A 14,709-nucleotide genomic window follows, 5' to 3' on the forward strand; every position below is an offset into this window, starting at 1 on the left:
GCCCGCTTCGCCGCCTCGCGTAATGCGAGCGCGTAAAGTAGCTCGATGCCCTGATACCGATAATGAGCGACTCCGATTCTCGAGGTCCCCTCCAGCCGGATCGTCCCGATGTCGACCGGCCGTTTACGGTCGACGCGCCCTTCGAGCCCGCGGGCGATCAGCCCGAGGCGATCGAGCAGTTGGCTGCGGGGTTCCGCCAGGGGATGGACAAGCAGACCCTGCTTGGGGTGACCGGCTCGGGAAAGACCAACACCGTCTCGTGGGTCGTCGAGGAGATCGAGAAGCCGACGCTGGTGATCGCACACAACAAGACGCTGGCAGCCCAGCTCTACGAGGAGTTTCGAGACCTCTTCCCGAACAACGCCGTCGAGTACTTCGTCTCCTACTACGATTACTACCAGCCCGAGGCCTACGTCGAGCAGACCGACACCTACATCGACAAGGACGCCTCGATCAACGACGAGATCGACCGGCTGCGCCACTCCGCGACCCGCTCGCTGTTAACGCGAGAAGACGTCATCGTCGTCGCTTCGGTGTCGGCGATCTACGGCCTCGGCGACCCGCGCAACTACGTCGACATGTCGCTGCGACTCGAGGTCGGCCAGGAGATCGGCCGCGACGACCTACTGGCCCAACTCGTGGACCTGAACTACGAGCGCAACGACGTCGACTTCACGCAGGGCACCTTCCGCGTTCGGGGTGACACGATCGAGATCTACCCGATGTACGGCCGCTACGCCGTCCGCGTCGAACTCTGGGGCGACGAGATCGACCGCATGGTCACGGTCGATCCGCTCGAGGGCGAGACCAAAAACGAACAGCAGGCCGTCCTCGTCCACCCCGCAGAGCACTACTCGATCCCGGAAACCAAACTCGAGCAGGCAATGGACGAGATCCGCGACGATCTGGACTCGCGGATCTCGTACTTCGAGCGCACGGGCGACATGATCGCCGCCCAGCGCATCGAGGAGCGGACGACGTTCGACCTCGAGATGATGCAGGAGACGGGCTACTGTTCGGGGATCGAGAACTACTCGGTCTATCTCTCGGATCGCGAGTCGGGCGACGCACCCTACACCCTGCTGGACTACTTCCCCGACGACTTCCTGACCGTCGTCGACGAGTCCCACGTCACCCTCCCGCAGATCCGGGGCCAGTACGCCGGCGATAAGTCTCGCAAGGACTCGCTGGTCGAGAACGGCTTCCGGCTGCCGACGGCCTACGACAACCGGCCGCTCACCTTCGACGAGTTCGAGGAGAAAACCGATCAGACGCTGTACGTCAGCGCGACGCCCAGCGATTACGAGCGCGATGAGAGCGCACAGATCGTCGAACAGATCGTTCGCCCCACCCACCTCGTCGACCCGAACGTCGAGGTCGCGGACGCGACCGGGCAGGTCGACGATCTGATGGACCGCATCGACGAGCGCATCGCACGCGACGAGCGCACCCTCGTGACGACGCTGACCAAACGGATGGCCGAGGACCTCACGGAGTACTTGGAGGAGTCCGGTGTCGACGTGGCCTACATGCACGACGAGACGGACACCTTAGAGCGCCACGAGATCATCCGCTCGCTGCGGCTGGGCGAGATCGACGTGCTCGTCGGCATCAACCTCTTGCGGGAGGGACTGGACATCCCCGAGGTCTCGCTGGTGGCGATTCTCGACGCCGATCAGGAAGGATTTCTCCGCTCGGAGACGACGCTCGTCCAGACGATGGGCCGGGCCGCGCGAAACGTCAACGGCGAGGTCGTCCTCTACGCCGATGAGCCCTCGAGCGCCATGGAGTCTGCCATTGAGGAGACCCAGCGCCGCCGCGAGATCCAGCAGGCGTTCAACGACGAACACGGCCACGAACCGACGACGATCGAGAAGGAAGTCGGCGAGACCAACCTCCCGGGCAGCAAGACCGACACCACTGAGGTCTCGGGTCGAGAACTCGCAGACGAAGACGAAGCCGCGCGATACATCGACGACCTCGAGGACCGGATGCAGGAGGCGGCCGGAAACCTCGAGTTCGAACTGGCCGCCGACATTCGGGATCGAATTCGAGAAGTGAGAGAGGAGTTCGACCTCGAGGGCGGCGAGGACGAGGGGATCGCGCCGCCGACCGAGGAGTTCTGAACGAGACCGACTCTCTGCGTGAGTCGACCCCGGTCGTCGAGAATTTAGCGCTTTCACGGATTTCGCCGGCTCGAGGTACTTCCGAGTCGGTAGATTAGCCGAGTCGAGATCGCAGACCGGCCCACGATACGTACGAGCCGTGTTCGGCATTGCTCGAGGAGCACAGCGCCTGCGACGAGTAACGACGCGATCGATGCAGATGAAGAAGCGAAGCAGATGACAGAAGCGTGGGCTCAAGACTCCTGAATGGACGGTGGTCACACCCCCGATACGGAAAGTGTTGCGTCTGACATCTCGAGCAAGTACGGTGATGCTGACTCCGTTGATCGAGTGAAACCGTGCGCTCAGGTACGATCCAGACGACGGATATAATCGCGAAGGATTGTGAGTTACCAATAACTGAAATGGTAATACAACTTCGCCAGAAAGCTCTACTAGCCCGCGAGGCGGGGAATATTATATGAGCGATCTGTTCGATAACGTCTGATACACGAAACTAGGACCTGAGAATTAAGACCCATGTATGACGAGAAACAACTACAAAATCGGCGTGACGAGAAAAAGGGGAGTGTCGACAACTCCTACTGGGCGATCAACGCTTCACAGGATGATGGAGAACCGTATACAACGGCCGTTGAGGCGTTGTCGTACAAGGCAGTCGAAATTGGATCGTGCGAGCTTCAATTAGGAAACGTCGAAGCAGCGCGAGAGTGGTTCGCACGCGCGGCGCTCGCGGAGCGGTCGTATCTGTACCAGTTGGTCACTCGGTGGGATGATCTGGGACCGGTTGCACAGACGAAAGGAGGGAAGCGGTCGCTGTCAGCGATTACGAACGCACTGCTTTCCGGCGACCACCACCTGATTACGGCCGTTTCGGAACAGGTCCTGACGCTCGACGGTGAGTATCGCGACAATTACGCCGAGACCGACAAACAGTACTGGAAAGCCTGTACAATCGCGACACTCGCCGACCGCGATGACACAGCGGCTGCGGAGTATCTGAATATATACAACGGTCTCTTAGACGACGAGAATCTCGACCCACACTCAGATGCGCTCGTTCGATCGTTCACTGGCTTCATCGAGGACGATCGGGAGCAGGTATCGGAAGCACTTCGGCAAATGGTCGACTACCACGGGTCGATCATAGACGAACTCCCGAGTCGGCTCGAGCCGATAAACCGCGTCGGCTGTGCACTCTTGCTCCTCGCTCGTGACCGTGTGATGGCTATCGATATCGACAGTAGGTATCTCCCTGACGCACTCGACGAGTACGGTATCGACGGTGAGATCGAACTGCCACGGCCCGACTACCTTCGAGAGGAATTAGTCGTCGGCGAATAGCGGATCTCTGGCCTTGACCAGAACGGTCCTAAGATTCTCGAAAACATCGCCGACGGCACGATTCTCTATAACAAACTACGAGAGAATCTCGACGAGTACGACAGTAATCGCTAGTCGATCATCCCATGACTAGCGGGCAGGTCAATATTAATGGACGGTGCTCACACCCTCGATACGCAAGGTGCTGCGTCCGGCATCAAGAGTCGATATGGTAACGCTGATTCCGTGGAAGATGCCGTTGAAAGAGCGATGGAAAGGGGTCCGGAGAGTGGATACGATCGGGAAGGATTATGAGTTACCAATAACCGAAATGGAAACACGATTTCGCCAGAAAACTCTACTGGCCCACAAGGCAAGGATCATTATATGAGCCAGTTATTCGACCGTGTACGACACGCCAAACTGGGACCCTCAAATTAAGACACATGTACGACGAGCAACAACTACAGGATCGGCGTGACGAGAAAAAGGGGAGTGTCGACAACTCCTATTGGGCGATCAATGCTTCACGGGAAGATGGAGAATCGTATACAACGGCCGTCGAGGCGTTGTCGTACGAGGCAGTCGAAATCGCATCGTGCGAGTTACATTTAGGGAACGTCGAAGCAGCGCGCGAGTGGTTCGCGCGCGCAGCACTCGCCGATCGGTCGTACCTTCACCTGTTTACCACCCGCTGGGAGGAACTCTCGCCAAGTACGCAGACGAGAGGTGGGACTCGAGCACTATCGGCGGTGCACAACGCGCTATTGGCCGGCGACCATCGCCTGCTCGAGACTGTGACCCAGCAGGTCCTGACGCTCAGCGACAACTATCCGACCGAGTACGGCGGTACTGGGGAATATTACTGGAAAGCCTGTACCATCGCGTATCTCGTTGAAGACGACCCCGAAGCCGCTCGAGACACTCTCGAGGCATACGTCCCCGTGGTAGAAGCGGACGATCGAGGCAAACACTCAGAAGGATATATCCAGATGCAGAGAGGTCTCATCGAGAGTGACCAAGAGCAGTTCCTACACGCGATCCACCAGATGCTCGAACAGTACGATGCTAGCGTCGACGAACTGCCGAGTCGTATGGAGCTGATGAGCCGCCCTATCGCCGCTCATCGGTTCCTCGCTCGCGATCGTGGAATGGATGTCGATATCGACAGTACGTATCTCCCTGACGCGCTGGACGAATACGGTATCGACGGTGAGATCGAACTGCCGCGGCCCGACTACCTCCGAGAGGAATTAGTCGTCGGCGAATAGTGAACCACTAGTCCCGACCTCGTCCAGCGCCTCTTTTCCTCTGGATTTATTATTCTCTTCTGAACTGTACGGTGCATGAACGACTCGAGACGCCGATACCTGTCGATCGCGAGTGTAGCGGCGCTGAGCGTCGGTGCCGGCTGTGCGAATTTGCTTGATGAAACGTCCGACGATGGGTGGAACAGGGCTGCCGGTACCGGCGGCGACGACGATCGAGATACCGTCGAGCCGAGTGTCGAGCCCGCACACGGTGACTGGCCATCGTTCCAGCGAACGGCACGCAATGACGGGTACTCCCCGTCGACGGCACCGACGGACGAACCTACCGAACGCTGGTCGACGACGCTTTCCGGTGCGATCGGTGATCAGGTCGCAGTCGTCGATGGGACCGTCTACGCCGCGACTGACGACGGGACCGTCCACGCGCTCGATGCAGCGTCGGGTGACGAACAGTGGACCGAATCGCTCGAGGGTGGTCGTGCGCAGTGTCCGTGTTTCGTCGACGGACAGATCGTCGTCGGCACTGACACGGGCGAACTCGTCGCCCTGAACGCGACCGATGGCAAACTGGAGTGGACGGCCGAACTGGCTGGTCCCGTTTCGGGACCGACCGCGGCCGATGGGACCGTCTACGTCGGGACGAGCGAGGAGCCGACCGCGTACGCGATCGACGCCGCGACCGGTGACGAACTGTGGTCGACCCCGTTGGCCGTTGACGCCGATGACTACCCCGCCGTCGACGGCACCGGTGTCTACGTCGGTGCCCAGAATGGCTGGGACGGTCGGGTGTACGCCCTTGAGGCGATAGACGGCTCCGATCGGTGGGAGTACGGCGGAACCCGAATGCAGCCACCGACTGCCGCCGAAAGCGGAGTTCTGGCTCCCTTTTCGACGATCGAAGTTCTCCCGAGAGACGACGGCTCTCGTCGGCAAATCGGAATAACGGGTGAGGTTCTCGCGTCACCGGCCGCGACGCCGGACCTGATCGTCTACGGAACCGACCTCGGCTTCGTCGGCGCTGTCGGTCACGACCGCGACGGGAACGACACAGGCTGGGGCCGCTCGCTCGGACAGTACGCAATCTCAGCACCCGCCGTCACCGACGCGGCCGTCTACGTGACCATGATCGGGCCGGAGCTGTTCGCGCTGAACGTCGAGACCGGCACCGACCTGTGGTCTCGCTCGCTCGAGGGAACCACCGGGACTGCGCCGACGGTCGCCGACGGGGCAGTCTTCGTCGGCACCGACGAAGGCCGGCTCGTCGCGCTCGAGTGATGATCACAGCACGCCGAACCCGAACTCCGCCATCCCGAATACCGGCCCCCACAGGAGGTTGAGTGCGACGCCGACGACGACGGCGGGCAGGAAGTTGTAGACCGTCGCGACGATGGCGGCCTTGGCGTCGACGGCCAGTAGCGGGAACAGGGCGTCGCCGTCCTGACAGATCGCGTTGGCGGTCAGCGCGGAAAACGGCAGCCCGCCCTCGGCGTAGACGCTGGCCAGCAGGATCTGCGGGCCACAGCCGGGGATCACCCCGACGACCGCGCCGCCAATAGGTGCCAGCACGCCGGCCGCGGCGGCGACGGTGGCGACGTTCACGCCCGTAAAGAGGACGGCGTATTCGTAGACGAGGAAGGCCACGAGCACCCAGACGGTGACGAAACTGGTCTCCATCGCCGCGTGGGTGAGCGCGTCGTAGACCGACGAGAAGGAGTCTCGAGCGCGGGCGATCTCCCCTTCGCCGACGTAGTGGCGGCCGACGGCGTAGAGGTACAGCGAGAGCACCGCACCGGCGATGCCGACGAGGGTGAAGAGTCCCTCGAAGCTGGGGCCGAGCGTGAGCGCGACCTCGGGGCCGCCTCGAAGCAGGTAGAGCACCCCGAGGACGAGGCCGGCGGTGGCGGTTACCCACCATGCGACGTGTGCGCCGTGGGAGAGCGGCGTGAGCACTCGAGAGTAGCGATCTGGACCGGACTCGTGGGCGTGGGTGGGGGCCGGGCCGCAGTAGTCGTGGGCGGGATTCGGTCCGATGCCGCCGTCGACGGCGGTGCCGCCGTCGGGCGTGGCGGCGGGCGTGAGCCGAGCGACGGCGGCGTCGACGCGAGAAACGCCGAGGCCGACGGAGTCGACGAGGTAGCCGGTCGCGACGCTCGCGACGAAGGCGATGGCGTAGGCGTACAGCGCGGCTTCGGGCGCGAGCGCGAGGATGACGAACGCGGAGTCGCCCGCGGTCGCGCCCAGCGTCGCGACGACGGTCCCGAAGCTGACGGTCCCGCGGACGTACAGCGGCATGACGACGATCGCACCGCCACAGCCGGGCGTCAGTCCGAGCAGGCCGCCGAACAGCACCTGCAGCCGCTCGTTGTCCTCGAGTGCGCCGATGACGGCCCCGTCGGTCCGGTACTGGAGCAGGCCGAACGCCAGCACCGTCACCGCGACGAACGCGCTCACCTGGACGTACCCGTCTCGGAGCGACGCGAGGAAGACGTCCAGCACCGCGTTCATAGCGCCTCACTCGCTGCGTGTGGACTAGCGAACCAAAGATTAGACATCTCTAAAAATAGAATTAGCGCCATAGAGTAAATAGTTGCTGGTGGCTATCGGCATCGACCCCATGTCTTGAGCGCCCGACGGACTTACGCCACGCCGTTGTCGAATGTGCGAAAACGGTCCGACGACGCGGCGTTGCTCGCGTTACTCGCGCTCGTGCTCGTCACGGAGGTGTTCGATCGCGTGGAGTTCGACCACGGGGACGAGTTTGGCGATGGTGAGGAAGAACAGACAGACCATGCCGATCGTCCCGAGGATCGACGCGATTTCGATCAGACTCGGGATGTAGACGCCCGGAACGGCCGAGTAGATATCGAACGTCGGGTGCAGGAACCCTTCGACGACGAACAGCACCTTCTCGAGGATCGTCGCGGTGAGGACGGCGAGGCCGGAGATGACAGCCCGTCGCTTGGTAAACAGCGTCGGTCGAATCGCCTGGGCGAAAATGTATGCCAGCGTGACGAAGACCAGCGCCATCGACGTGAGGTAAATGGGGTTCGTCGCTCTGGCGACGGCGGCGTGGGTCAGCGCGACCGGGGCCTTGAAGAGTCCGGTGATGTTCTGCTGGAGTTGGAGCCAGAGGAAGAGCAGACAGAAGAACCCGAGCCACAGGAGCAATCCGCGGAAGATGTCGTCCGTGAAGATGTGGTCCCAGTCGTAGGCGTGTCGGAACGAGAAGGCGAGGATAATCACGCCGCTGATGGCGGAGGTCAGCGCGATGGTGAGAAACTGCGGCCCCTGAACGCCGCCGAACCAGGTTGGATAGTTCGGTAACACGGCGAACAGCCACGGGATGACGCCGCCGTGGAGCAAGAGCGGAGCCATGATGATGATCGCCAGCGCGAGCCACCAGACCATCCGATCGACGATCCGGTCTTCCGTCTCGGTGTAGCCGATCGTCATCATCCTGTAGAGCGGATCGAGCCGATCGGGCAGCTGCTCTCGCAGCCGGCTCACGTCGTAGCGCAGGGTCAGCGAGAGGTAGGTCGCCGTCAGCACGAAGTAGGCCGTGATGACCGTCACGTCCCAGACGAGCGGCGAGGCGTGGACCGTGATGTGGTAGTGACCGATGACGCTCGTGACCATCCGGTCCGGGCGGCCGAGGTGGACGATAATGTAAAAGCCCGCCGCGGACAGCCCGCTGATGGTTAGCAACTCCGCAAGTCGCGCAACCGGCATGTACCGATCCATACCGAGCAGGCGAACCGCGGCCGAGAGGATGATCCCCCCGTGGGCGATGCCGACCCACCAGATGAACGCGCCGATGTAGACCCCCCATGTGACGCCGCCGCCACTCCCCCAGTCACCGAGGCCGGTGACGACCAGCCCCTCCTCGAGTTGGTAGGCCCAGCCGACGAGGAAGGCAAGCAACGCCAGCCCGGCGATAGCGACCATGATGAAGTACGTTCTCGAGGTCGTTCCGACCGGCCGCAGGATGTCGGCCTCGCTCGGCGTTTTCGTCCCCATTGTGTCACAGTAGTGCACGGTATGGCCCTCCTTTCCTCCGTGCGGTGCATGTGCAAGCTACGAGTCCCCTCGAGCACTGCGGATCGCCGGGCGGGTCACAGCTCGAGCGTGTACACCACCTCGCGGTGCTGCTCACCGCCGATCTCGACTTCGTCTTCGTCGGTCGGTTCGAAGCCGTGGGCTTCGTAGAACTCCCTGCCGCCCTCGTTCGAGGCGAGGTCGATCGCGCGCATCCGCTTCATATTGAAGTCTCGCAGGTCTTCTCGCAGCCGTTCGTACAGCGCCGTGCCGGTCCCCTCGCCCTGGTGGTCCGGATGAACGGACAGTCGGAGTACGTCGCCTTCCTCCGCGGTGACGACGCCGTGGGCGAAGCCGACGATCTCGCCGTCGTCGGACGTAGTCCGACCGCTCGCGGAGTCGCGCTCCGCGCTGTCTACTTCGGCGACGATGAACGCGGTGCCGGGCTTCGAGAGCGCCGTCTCGAGGAAGTCGTCGCCGTACCACTCGTCGATGGTCTCGTCGATGGTCTCCGCGTCGAGTTCGTCGTAGGTGTCGTGCCACGTCTCGCGGGCAACGGCTCTGATCTGCTCGTGGTCGCCGCGGGTTGCCGGTCTGATCTCCATACCGGGCCTACGATAGCAAGTACCAAAGTGGTACTACCTCACTGTGTAAGGTGTCGTCGGGCAGGGAACACACCCGGCGTCGCAGCCCGGCCGCTACCGCACTCGAGCGGGTCTCCCCGGGACGAAACCGGTCCTACAGTTCGAGCGTGTAGACCGCTTCGGGGTAGAACTCGCCGTCGATCTCGACCTCTCCTTCGTCGGTCTGTTCGAAGCCGAGTCCCTCGTAGAACCGGCGGCTGGCGTCGTTGAACGCGAAGTCGAACGACCGGACCCGCTCGGCCTCCTGCGCTCCGATCTCGGCTATCAGCCGTTCGTGGAGTTCGGAGCCGATCCCCTCGCTCTGGTGGTCCGGGTGGACGTACATCCGGAGGATGTCGGCCGTCTCGCCCTGGACGACCGCGTGGGTGAAGCCGACGATCTCGCCCGCTACTTCAGCGACGAGAACGACGGTTCCCGGTGCCTCGAGCGGCATCGAGTCGTCGGTGTACCAGGCGTCGACCGTCCGGTCGATCACGTCGGCCGCGAGTTCGTCGTAGGTGTCGTGCCACGTCTCGCGGGCGACAGCCGTGATCCCCTCGAAATCGTCGTTCGTCGCGGATCGGACGTGCATGTTCCGTACTTGTGATGTAGTGCTTAAATAGCTCGCTGCCACGATGGTGGCGCTCCGACGGAGTGTCTCTCGCTCGAGTCCGTGAGTACGACGGTCAGCGTCCTCCGCCGCGGCTCACTCGCGAACGTCGAACCCGCGATCGCGAAGCAGGTCCGGCACTCGGTCGCGGTGGTCGCCTTGGAGTTCGATCCGGCCCTCGTCGACCGTTCCGCCGGTTCCCAGCGAACTCTTGAGGTCCGACGCGGTCGATTCGAGCTCCGATTTCGGCAGGTCGAACCCCTCGATGATCGTCACTGGCTTGTCGTAGCGCCGGCTCTCCGTTCGAAGCGACAGTACCTGTTGGGAGGTCTCGAGGTCCCCCTGACTGTCCAGTTCGTCGAGGAGGTCGTCGAGGTCGTCGTCGTCTGCCATGCCTTCACGTGGTTCCGTCTACCGCATAGCCCTGTCCTTGCGCTTGCAACCCGCGACGGGCGTTCAGTAGCGGACGCTCGCTAATAGCCGAATGCGTCAGAGATACTCCTTCGAATCGACGGCTATCGCACTCGAGCACTGCTCGGCATTCGAGACAGATACGTTGCACGAGACGACCGGGGAGTGACGTCAGGTCCCGAGACACCGGTTTTCCGCTCCAAACGACTGACCGGTTCTGCTGTGGACAGCCGCCCGATCCGGCAGGCCGTTTGTACAGTCCCGCGGCTCTCGAGGGCCGCCCGATCCAGAACGGCCCGTCACCGGCACCACCTGAAGAGATTATCCCGCTCGACCACCGAGGACCGCTATGCAGTGGTGCGACCAGCCGACGAGAGCATCCGTGAGCGAGGGCGCGAGAGCCCGAAACCGACGCCTGAAGGGGCACATAGCGTGACTGACGATCCTCTCCCGGTCGAACACCTCTCGCCGCTCGCCACGCTCGTCGACGAGGTACTCGCGGGCGTCGGCTACGAGGTGGCGGCCGCGATCGACGCCATCGACGACGCTGTCCCCGGGTACGGCGGTCTGTTCGACCCCACGACCAGCCCGGCCGAGTTGCATCGCGCGCTCGAGAGTCTGCCGGCGTCGGAACTCACCCGGCCACCCGTCCCCGAGGCGACGAGCGACACGTTCGTCCTCTACGTCGACGGAAGTTCACGCGGCAACCCCGGTCCCGCGGGTGCGGGCGCTGTCATCATGGACGCCACGGAGGACGAACTCGCCCGTCTCGGCCGCCCCGTCGGCTCCCGGACGGGAAACAACACCGCCGAGTACGTCGCCCTCCAACTCGGGCTCTCCGAACTACTGGCTCGCTACGAGCCACGCAGACTGGACGTGCGCATCGATTCGATGACGGTCATCCGAGACGTCTGGGGTGGCGACGACCCGACGGAACCGGGCGTCGAGACGTACAGCGAGGCCGTTGCGGCGGCACTGTCGAGCGTCTCGGACCATCGGTACACGCATCTGGCCGACAGCGATCCGAACCCCGCCGACGCACTGGCGACAGTGGGGGCCGATATCGCGGCCCTCGGACCCGGATAGTGGAGTCGCGCCCTCGCAACGCGAACTTCCGGCTCTGTCCACGGTAGCTGATAGACACCACATGCTGGCTACGCTCTCCGTATTCGACACATCGCTCCCGACGGTCACCGAGACTAGCGACAGTCTCTGCGCTACTCGCTTTCCTGTGCGGACACCGCACCTGCTGTCGTCTCCCCTTCTAGAGCCGCGACTTGATCGTCTCCGCCGTCTTCTCGCCGATTCCGTCGACGCTGCGAAGGTCCTCGAGGCTCGCTTCGCGGACGTTTTCGACGCTGCCGAAGCGCCCTAACAGCCGCTTTCGGGTCTCGGGGCCGACTCCCTGTACGTCGTCTAACACCGTCTTGACCTCGTCGCGGACGGTCTGATGGTACTGGACGGCAAAGCGGTGGGCCTCGTCGCGCACCCGCTGGAGGAGGTGGAGGTGGGGCGCGTCGCTGGGCCACGAAAATTCCCGGTCGGGCGTAATCACGCGCTCCTCGGCTTTCGCCAGCGCGACCGCCGGCACGTCCCAGCCGACTTCGGCGAGCGCGTCGCGGGCCGCCTCGAGTTGCCCCTTGCCGCCGTCGATCAACAGCAGATCGGGGTCAGGCCGGTCGTCGCGGTCCTCGACGGCGCGGCGAGCGCGCCACTCGAGTAAGGCGTGCATGTTGTCGTAGTCGTCGTTCTGGTCGGTGAGCTTCTTCCGCCGATAGTCGGCCTTCTCGGCGCTGCCGTCGACGAAGGTGACGTCGCTGCCGACCGCCGACTTCCCCTGGGCGTGGCTTACGTCGAAGCCCTCGATCCGCCGGGCGGACTCGAGTTCGAGGGCGTCGGCGAGCATGCCGCACTCGTCGCGCCGGCCGACGTTTCGCCGGGCGTTTTTCAGCGCCAGATCGACGAGTTTGGCCTCCCGGCCCGCCCCCGGCACGCGGACCGCGACGCCAGCGGCCTCGAGCCACGCCGAAACCTCCGCGTCGCCGTGGCGTTCGGGCAGGAGCAGGGCGTCAGGTAACTCGCGCTCGGCGTAGTACTGGACGATGAACGCGGCGAGGACGCTCGCCACGCCGTCCACCTCGTCGTCGGCGTCGGCCCCCGCGGAGCCAGGTGCCTCGAGCGTGTGCCGATCCCGGTCGACCAGTTTGCCGTCCTCCGCGCGCAGGCGGGCGACGGTCGCAGCTTCGCCCTCGATAGCGACACCGAGGACGTCGACGGCGCGCTCATCGCCGACCGATTGGACCGCCTCGCCGCCCTCGCCGTGGAAGGCCTGCACGGTCTCGAGTCGGTCGCGCAGGTTTGCCGCGCGCTCGAAGTTTTGCTCCTGTGCCGCGGCGTCCATCCCCCGGCGCAGCGGGTCCGCGAGAATTCCCGTCTCGCCCTCGAGAAAGCGTTCGACGGCGGTCACGTCCTCGCTGTAGCTCTTGAGGTCGATTTCGCGGGTACAGGGCGCGGTACACAGCCCCATCTCGTAGTCGAGACAGGGCCGATCGCGGCCCGAATACTTGTGGTCCGAACAGCCCCGAACGCCGTAGGTCTCGCGCAGCGCTTTCACGACCGTCTCGACCCGGCGCTTGCTCGTATAGGGGCCAAAGACCGTCGCGGACTCGTCCGGATCTCGCGTGACCTCGATCCGCGGCGCGTCGTGGTTCGTCAACTGGACCATCGGGTACGATTTGTCGTCCTTGAGCCGGACGTTGTAGCGGGGCTGGTGGCGCTTGATCAGGTTCGCCTCGAGCAACAGCGCCTGCGTCTCGGTGTCGGTAACGGCGATCTCGATCCCGTCGGCGCGATCGACCATCCGGCGAATCCGCGCGCTGCGGGGATCGGCGTAGGACCGCACCCGGTCGCGCAGGTCGACCGCCTTTCCGACGTAGAGGGTGGTGTCGCCCTCCTGAAACTGATAGACACCGGGCTCTCGCGGCAGCGATCCGGCCCGGTCGCGAACCCCGTCGGCGTTCATCGACGGGCCTAGGGAGTCGACGACTTTCAGCCTGACTCCTCGTCGCCGAGCCACTCCGAACCGGGGCAGTCGCTTCGCGTCTGATCGTCGCTCGACCGTTCGTTCGTCGGCCGCTCGCTGCCGTCATCGGTCACGTCGGCGTCGGCCTCGGGCGCTGGCCCCGGACGGATTGCGGCCTCGAGATCGGCGGCCAGATCGGCTCCGCGGTCGGCCCCTGCCGCGGAGAGATCGATATCGTTGCCGCCGGTCACCCGAATGCGGAGTCGACGCGAGCGCGAGCGCACGTAGTGCGCGACGAAGCCGACCGCGAGGACGAACGCGGCGACGCCGCCGGCCAGCACGCCCCAGTCGAGCACCAGAAGCGCGGTTTCGATCGCCGAGAGCGCGGCATTGACGGCGTTCGTAATGGCGCTGACGCCCGGGAGGGAGGTCGGCGACTCGAGGTCGGGAGCCGGTGCAAACCCGGCGAAGTTGACGGCTCGCGCCGTCTCGACGAGCGCGATTCCGACGACGGCGGCGACGAGCGCCCCACAGAGCTGGCTCAGCCGCTGGACCGTTTCGACGGTCACGGTCCCGACGTTCGGCCGTTCGACCGCGCGGAAGGTCCGCCCGCTCGGACCCGGCGTCAACACCAGCACGCGGCGCGTCGTCACGACGACCGTCGCGCGCTCGAGGTCGACGCGCTGCTCGACGGTCTCTCCGTCGGTACACAACTGCTCGACGTTGTCGCTCCACCGGCCGGCACGGTCGGCTCGAGTCTCGGCCATCGGTGCTCGTCGTCCGTCCGACGCCGACCGCCAAGTACGCCGGTGCTCGTTCGCGTGTGTAGGGTCAGCCTTCACCGCCGATACACCCGATCGAACGCGGTACATTCTCGGTCATCGACCGCCAACTCGCCGCGTATGAGTGACTCGACGGTGCAGTGCTGGCTCGTCGAACGAGAACTGGGCGATCGAGATTTCGTAACGCTGGTCTACGCGACGCCGGACGGCTCGCGGTTCCAGCAGCGCCAACGGTCCTCGACGGCGCTGCGGACCGGCCCCGAGGTCACCGCCGCCATCGAAATCCCCGAAGCCGAACTCGAGCAAGTCCCCGATGACGAGACCCGCGAGCGATACGCGACGGAAGTCGACCGGGTTACCGACCGATACGAGCCCGACGATCCGATTTAGGCTCGCCCTAGTCGTCAATCGACTGAAACGATTTGCGAGGGCTTGAGCGTGGCTAAATCGATGGTTTCAGGCGTAATACGGGTGTCAAAAACCTTATCTGGTAACGCCGTGTCCGT

The 14,709-nt window shown here is 64.0% G+C and carries 13 protein-coding genes; 6 read left to right on the top strand and 7 right to left on the bottom strand.

The window, feature by feature from the left end; all coding sequences use genetic code 11:
- Positions 1–62 precede the first annotated feature (62 nt).
- The 4 genes from uvrB to ACJ70B_RS09555 all read left to right on the top strand — a co-directional run bounded on the left by uvrB (position 63) and on the right by ACJ70B_RS09555 (position 5,995).
- Entirely contained in the window at positions 63–2,126 is a 2,064-nt protein-coding gene (uvrB, locus tag ACJ70B_RS09540) for an excinuclease ABC subunit UvrB (protein WP_408956763.1), read from the top strand.
- Between the two features lie 519 nt (positions 2,127–2,645).
- A complete protein-coding gene (locus ACJ70B_RS09545; protein WP_408956764.1) occupies positions 2,646–3,470 on the top strand; it encodes an Imm49 family immunity protein in 825 nt (274 codons plus the stop codon).
- A gap of 425 nt (positions 3,471–3,895) precedes the next feature.
- On the top strand, positions 3,896–4,720 hold the full coding sequence (locus ACJ70B_RS09550) for an Imm49 family immunity protein (RefSeq protein ID WP_408956765.1): 825 nt from the start codon (positions 3,896–3,898) through the stop codon (positions 4,718–4,720).
- 75 nt (positions 4,721–4,795) lie between these two features.
- Positions 4,796–5,995: a PQQ-binding-like beta-propeller repeat protein gene (locus tag ACJ70B_RS09555; protein ID WP_408956766.1), complete on the top strand. Its 1,200-nt coding sequence runs from the start codon at positions 4,796–4,798 to the stop codon at positions 5,993–5,995.
- 3 nt (positions 5,996–5,998) lie between these two features.
- Here ACJ70B_RS09555 and ACJ70B_RS09560 read toward each other — a convergent pair whose 3' ends face one another.
- The 5 genes from ACJ70B_RS09560 to ACJ70B_RS09580 form a co-directional block, all read right to left on the bottom strand.
- Positions 5,999–7,225 carry a putative manganese transporter gene (locus ACJ70B_RS09560; protein WP_408956767.1) on the bottom strand — a complete coding sequence of 409 codons (1,227 nt, stop codon included), beginning with the start codon at positions 7,223–7,225 and terminating at the stop codon, positions 5,999–6,001.
- Between the two features lie 189 nt (positions 7,226–7,414).
- A complete protein-coding gene (gene nrfD / locus ACJ70B_RS09565; protein ID WP_408960097.1) occupies positions 7,415–8,737 on the bottom strand; it encodes an NrfD/PsrC family molybdoenzyme membrane anchor subunit in 1,323 nt (440 codons plus the stop codon).
- A gap of 95 nt (positions 8,738–8,832) precedes the next feature.
- Positions 8,833–9,360, bottom strand: a complete 528-nt coding sequence (locus ACJ70B_RS09570) for an N-acetyltransferase family protein (protein ID WP_408956768.1) — start codon at positions 9,358–9,360, stop codon at positions 8,833–8,835.
- Between the two features lie 133 nt (positions 9,361–9,493).
- Entirely contained in the window at positions 9,494–9,970 is a 477-nt protein-coding gene (locus tag ACJ70B_RS09575; protein ID WP_408956769.1) for an N-acetyltransferase family protein, read from the bottom strand.
- A 114-nt stretch (positions 9,971–10,084) separates the two neighbouring features.
- Positions 10,085–10,381: a translation initiation factor gene (locus ACJ70B_RS09580; protein ID WP_408956770.1), complete on the bottom strand. Its 297-nt coding sequence runs from the start codon at positions 10,379–10,381 to the stop codon at positions 10,085–10,087.
- 450 nt (positions 10,382–10,831) lie between these two features.
- Here ACJ70B_RS09580 and ACJ70B_RS09585 point away from each other — a divergent pair, with 450 nt between their 5' ends.
- Positions 10,832–11,485 carry a ribonuclease HI family protein gene (locus ACJ70B_RS09585; RefSeq protein WP_408956771.1) on the top strand — a complete coding sequence of 218 codons (654 nt, stop codon included), beginning with the start codon at positions 10,832–10,834 and terminating at the stop codon, positions 11,483–11,485.
- A gap of 178 nt (positions 11,486–11,663) precedes the next feature.
- Here ACJ70B_RS09585 and ACJ70B_RS09590 read toward each other — a convergent pair whose 3' ends face one another.
- Together ACJ70B_RS09590 and ACJ70B_RS09595 are read right to left on the bottom strand one after the other, a co-directional pair.
- Positions 11,664–13,421 (bottom strand): excinuclease ABC subunit C, encoded by a 1,758-nt coding sequence (locus tag ACJ70B_RS09590; protein ID WP_408956772.1) that lies wholly within the window; start codon positions 13,419–13,421, stop codon positions 11,664–11,666.
- A 26-nt stretch (positions 13,422–13,447) separates the two neighbouring features.
- Entirely contained in the window at positions 13,448–14,188 is a 741-nt protein-coding gene (locus ACJ70B_RS09595; RefSeq protein WP_408956773.1) for a hypothetical protein, read from the bottom strand.
- Positions 14,189–14,323: 135 nt separating this feature from the next.
- Between ACJ70B_RS09595 and ACJ70B_RS09600 the strand changes: the two genes are divergently transcribed.
- A complete protein-coding gene (locus tag ACJ70B_RS09600; protein WP_408956774.1) occupies positions 14,324–14,593 on the top strand; it encodes a hypothetical protein in 270 nt (89 codons plus the stop codon).
- The last annotated feature ends 116 nt before the right edge of the window (positions 14,594–14,709 follow it).

It is taken from the genome of Natrinema sp. 74 (assembly GCF_046097095.1).
Taxonomy (GTDB): domain Archaea; phylum Halobacteriota; class Halobacteria; order Halobacteriales; family Natrialbaceae; genus Natrinema.

Coding starts and splice junctions, on each gene's coding strand:
- ACJ70B_RS09560 (WP_408956767.1), bottom strand. CDS start 7,225: ATGAACGCGGTGCTGGACGTCTTCCTCGCGTCGCTCCGAGACGGGTAC.
- ACJ70B_RS09600 (WP_408956774.1), top strand. CDS start 14,324: ATGAGTGACTCGACGGTGCAGTGCTGGCTCGTCGAACGAGAACTGGGC.
- ACJ70B_RS09575 (WP_408956769.1), bottom strand. CDS start 9,970: ATGCACGTCCGATCCGCGACGAACGACGATTTCGAGGGGATCACGGCT.
- ACJ70B_RS09555 (WP_408956766.1), top strand. CDS start 4,796: ATGAACGACTCGAGACGCCGATACCTGTCGATCGCGAGTGTAGCGGCG.
- ACJ70B_RS09545 (WP_408956764.1), top strand. CDS start 2,646: ATGTATGACGAGAAACAACTACAAAATCGGCGTGACGAGAAAAAGGGG.
- nrfD (WP_408960097.1), bottom strand. CDS start 8,737: ATGGGGACGAAAACGCCGAGCGAGGCCGACATCCTGCGGCCGGTCGGA.
- ACJ70B_RS09570 (WP_408956768.1), bottom strand. CDS start 9,360: ATGGAGATCAGACCGGCAACCCGCGGCGACCACGAGCAGATCAGAGCC.
- ACJ70B_RS09550 (WP_408956765.1), top strand. CDS start 3,896: ATGTACGACGAGCAACAACTACAGGATCGGCGTGACGAGAAAAAGGGG.
- ACJ70B_RS09590 (WP_408956772.1), bottom strand. CDS start 13,421: ATGAACGCCGACGGGGTTCGCGACCGGGCCGGATCGCTGCCGCGAGAG.
- uvrB (WP_408956763.1), top strand. CDS start 63: ATGAGCGACTCCGATTCTCGAGGTCCCCTCCAGCCGGATCGTCCCGAT.
- ACJ70B_RS09580 (WP_408956770.1), bottom strand. CDS start 10,381: ATGGCAGACGACGACGACCTCGACGACCTCCTCGACGAACTGGACAGT.
- ACJ70B_RS09595 (WP_408956773.1), bottom strand. CDS start 14,188: ATGGCCGAGACTCGAGCCGACCGTGCCGGCCGGTGGAGCGACAACGTC.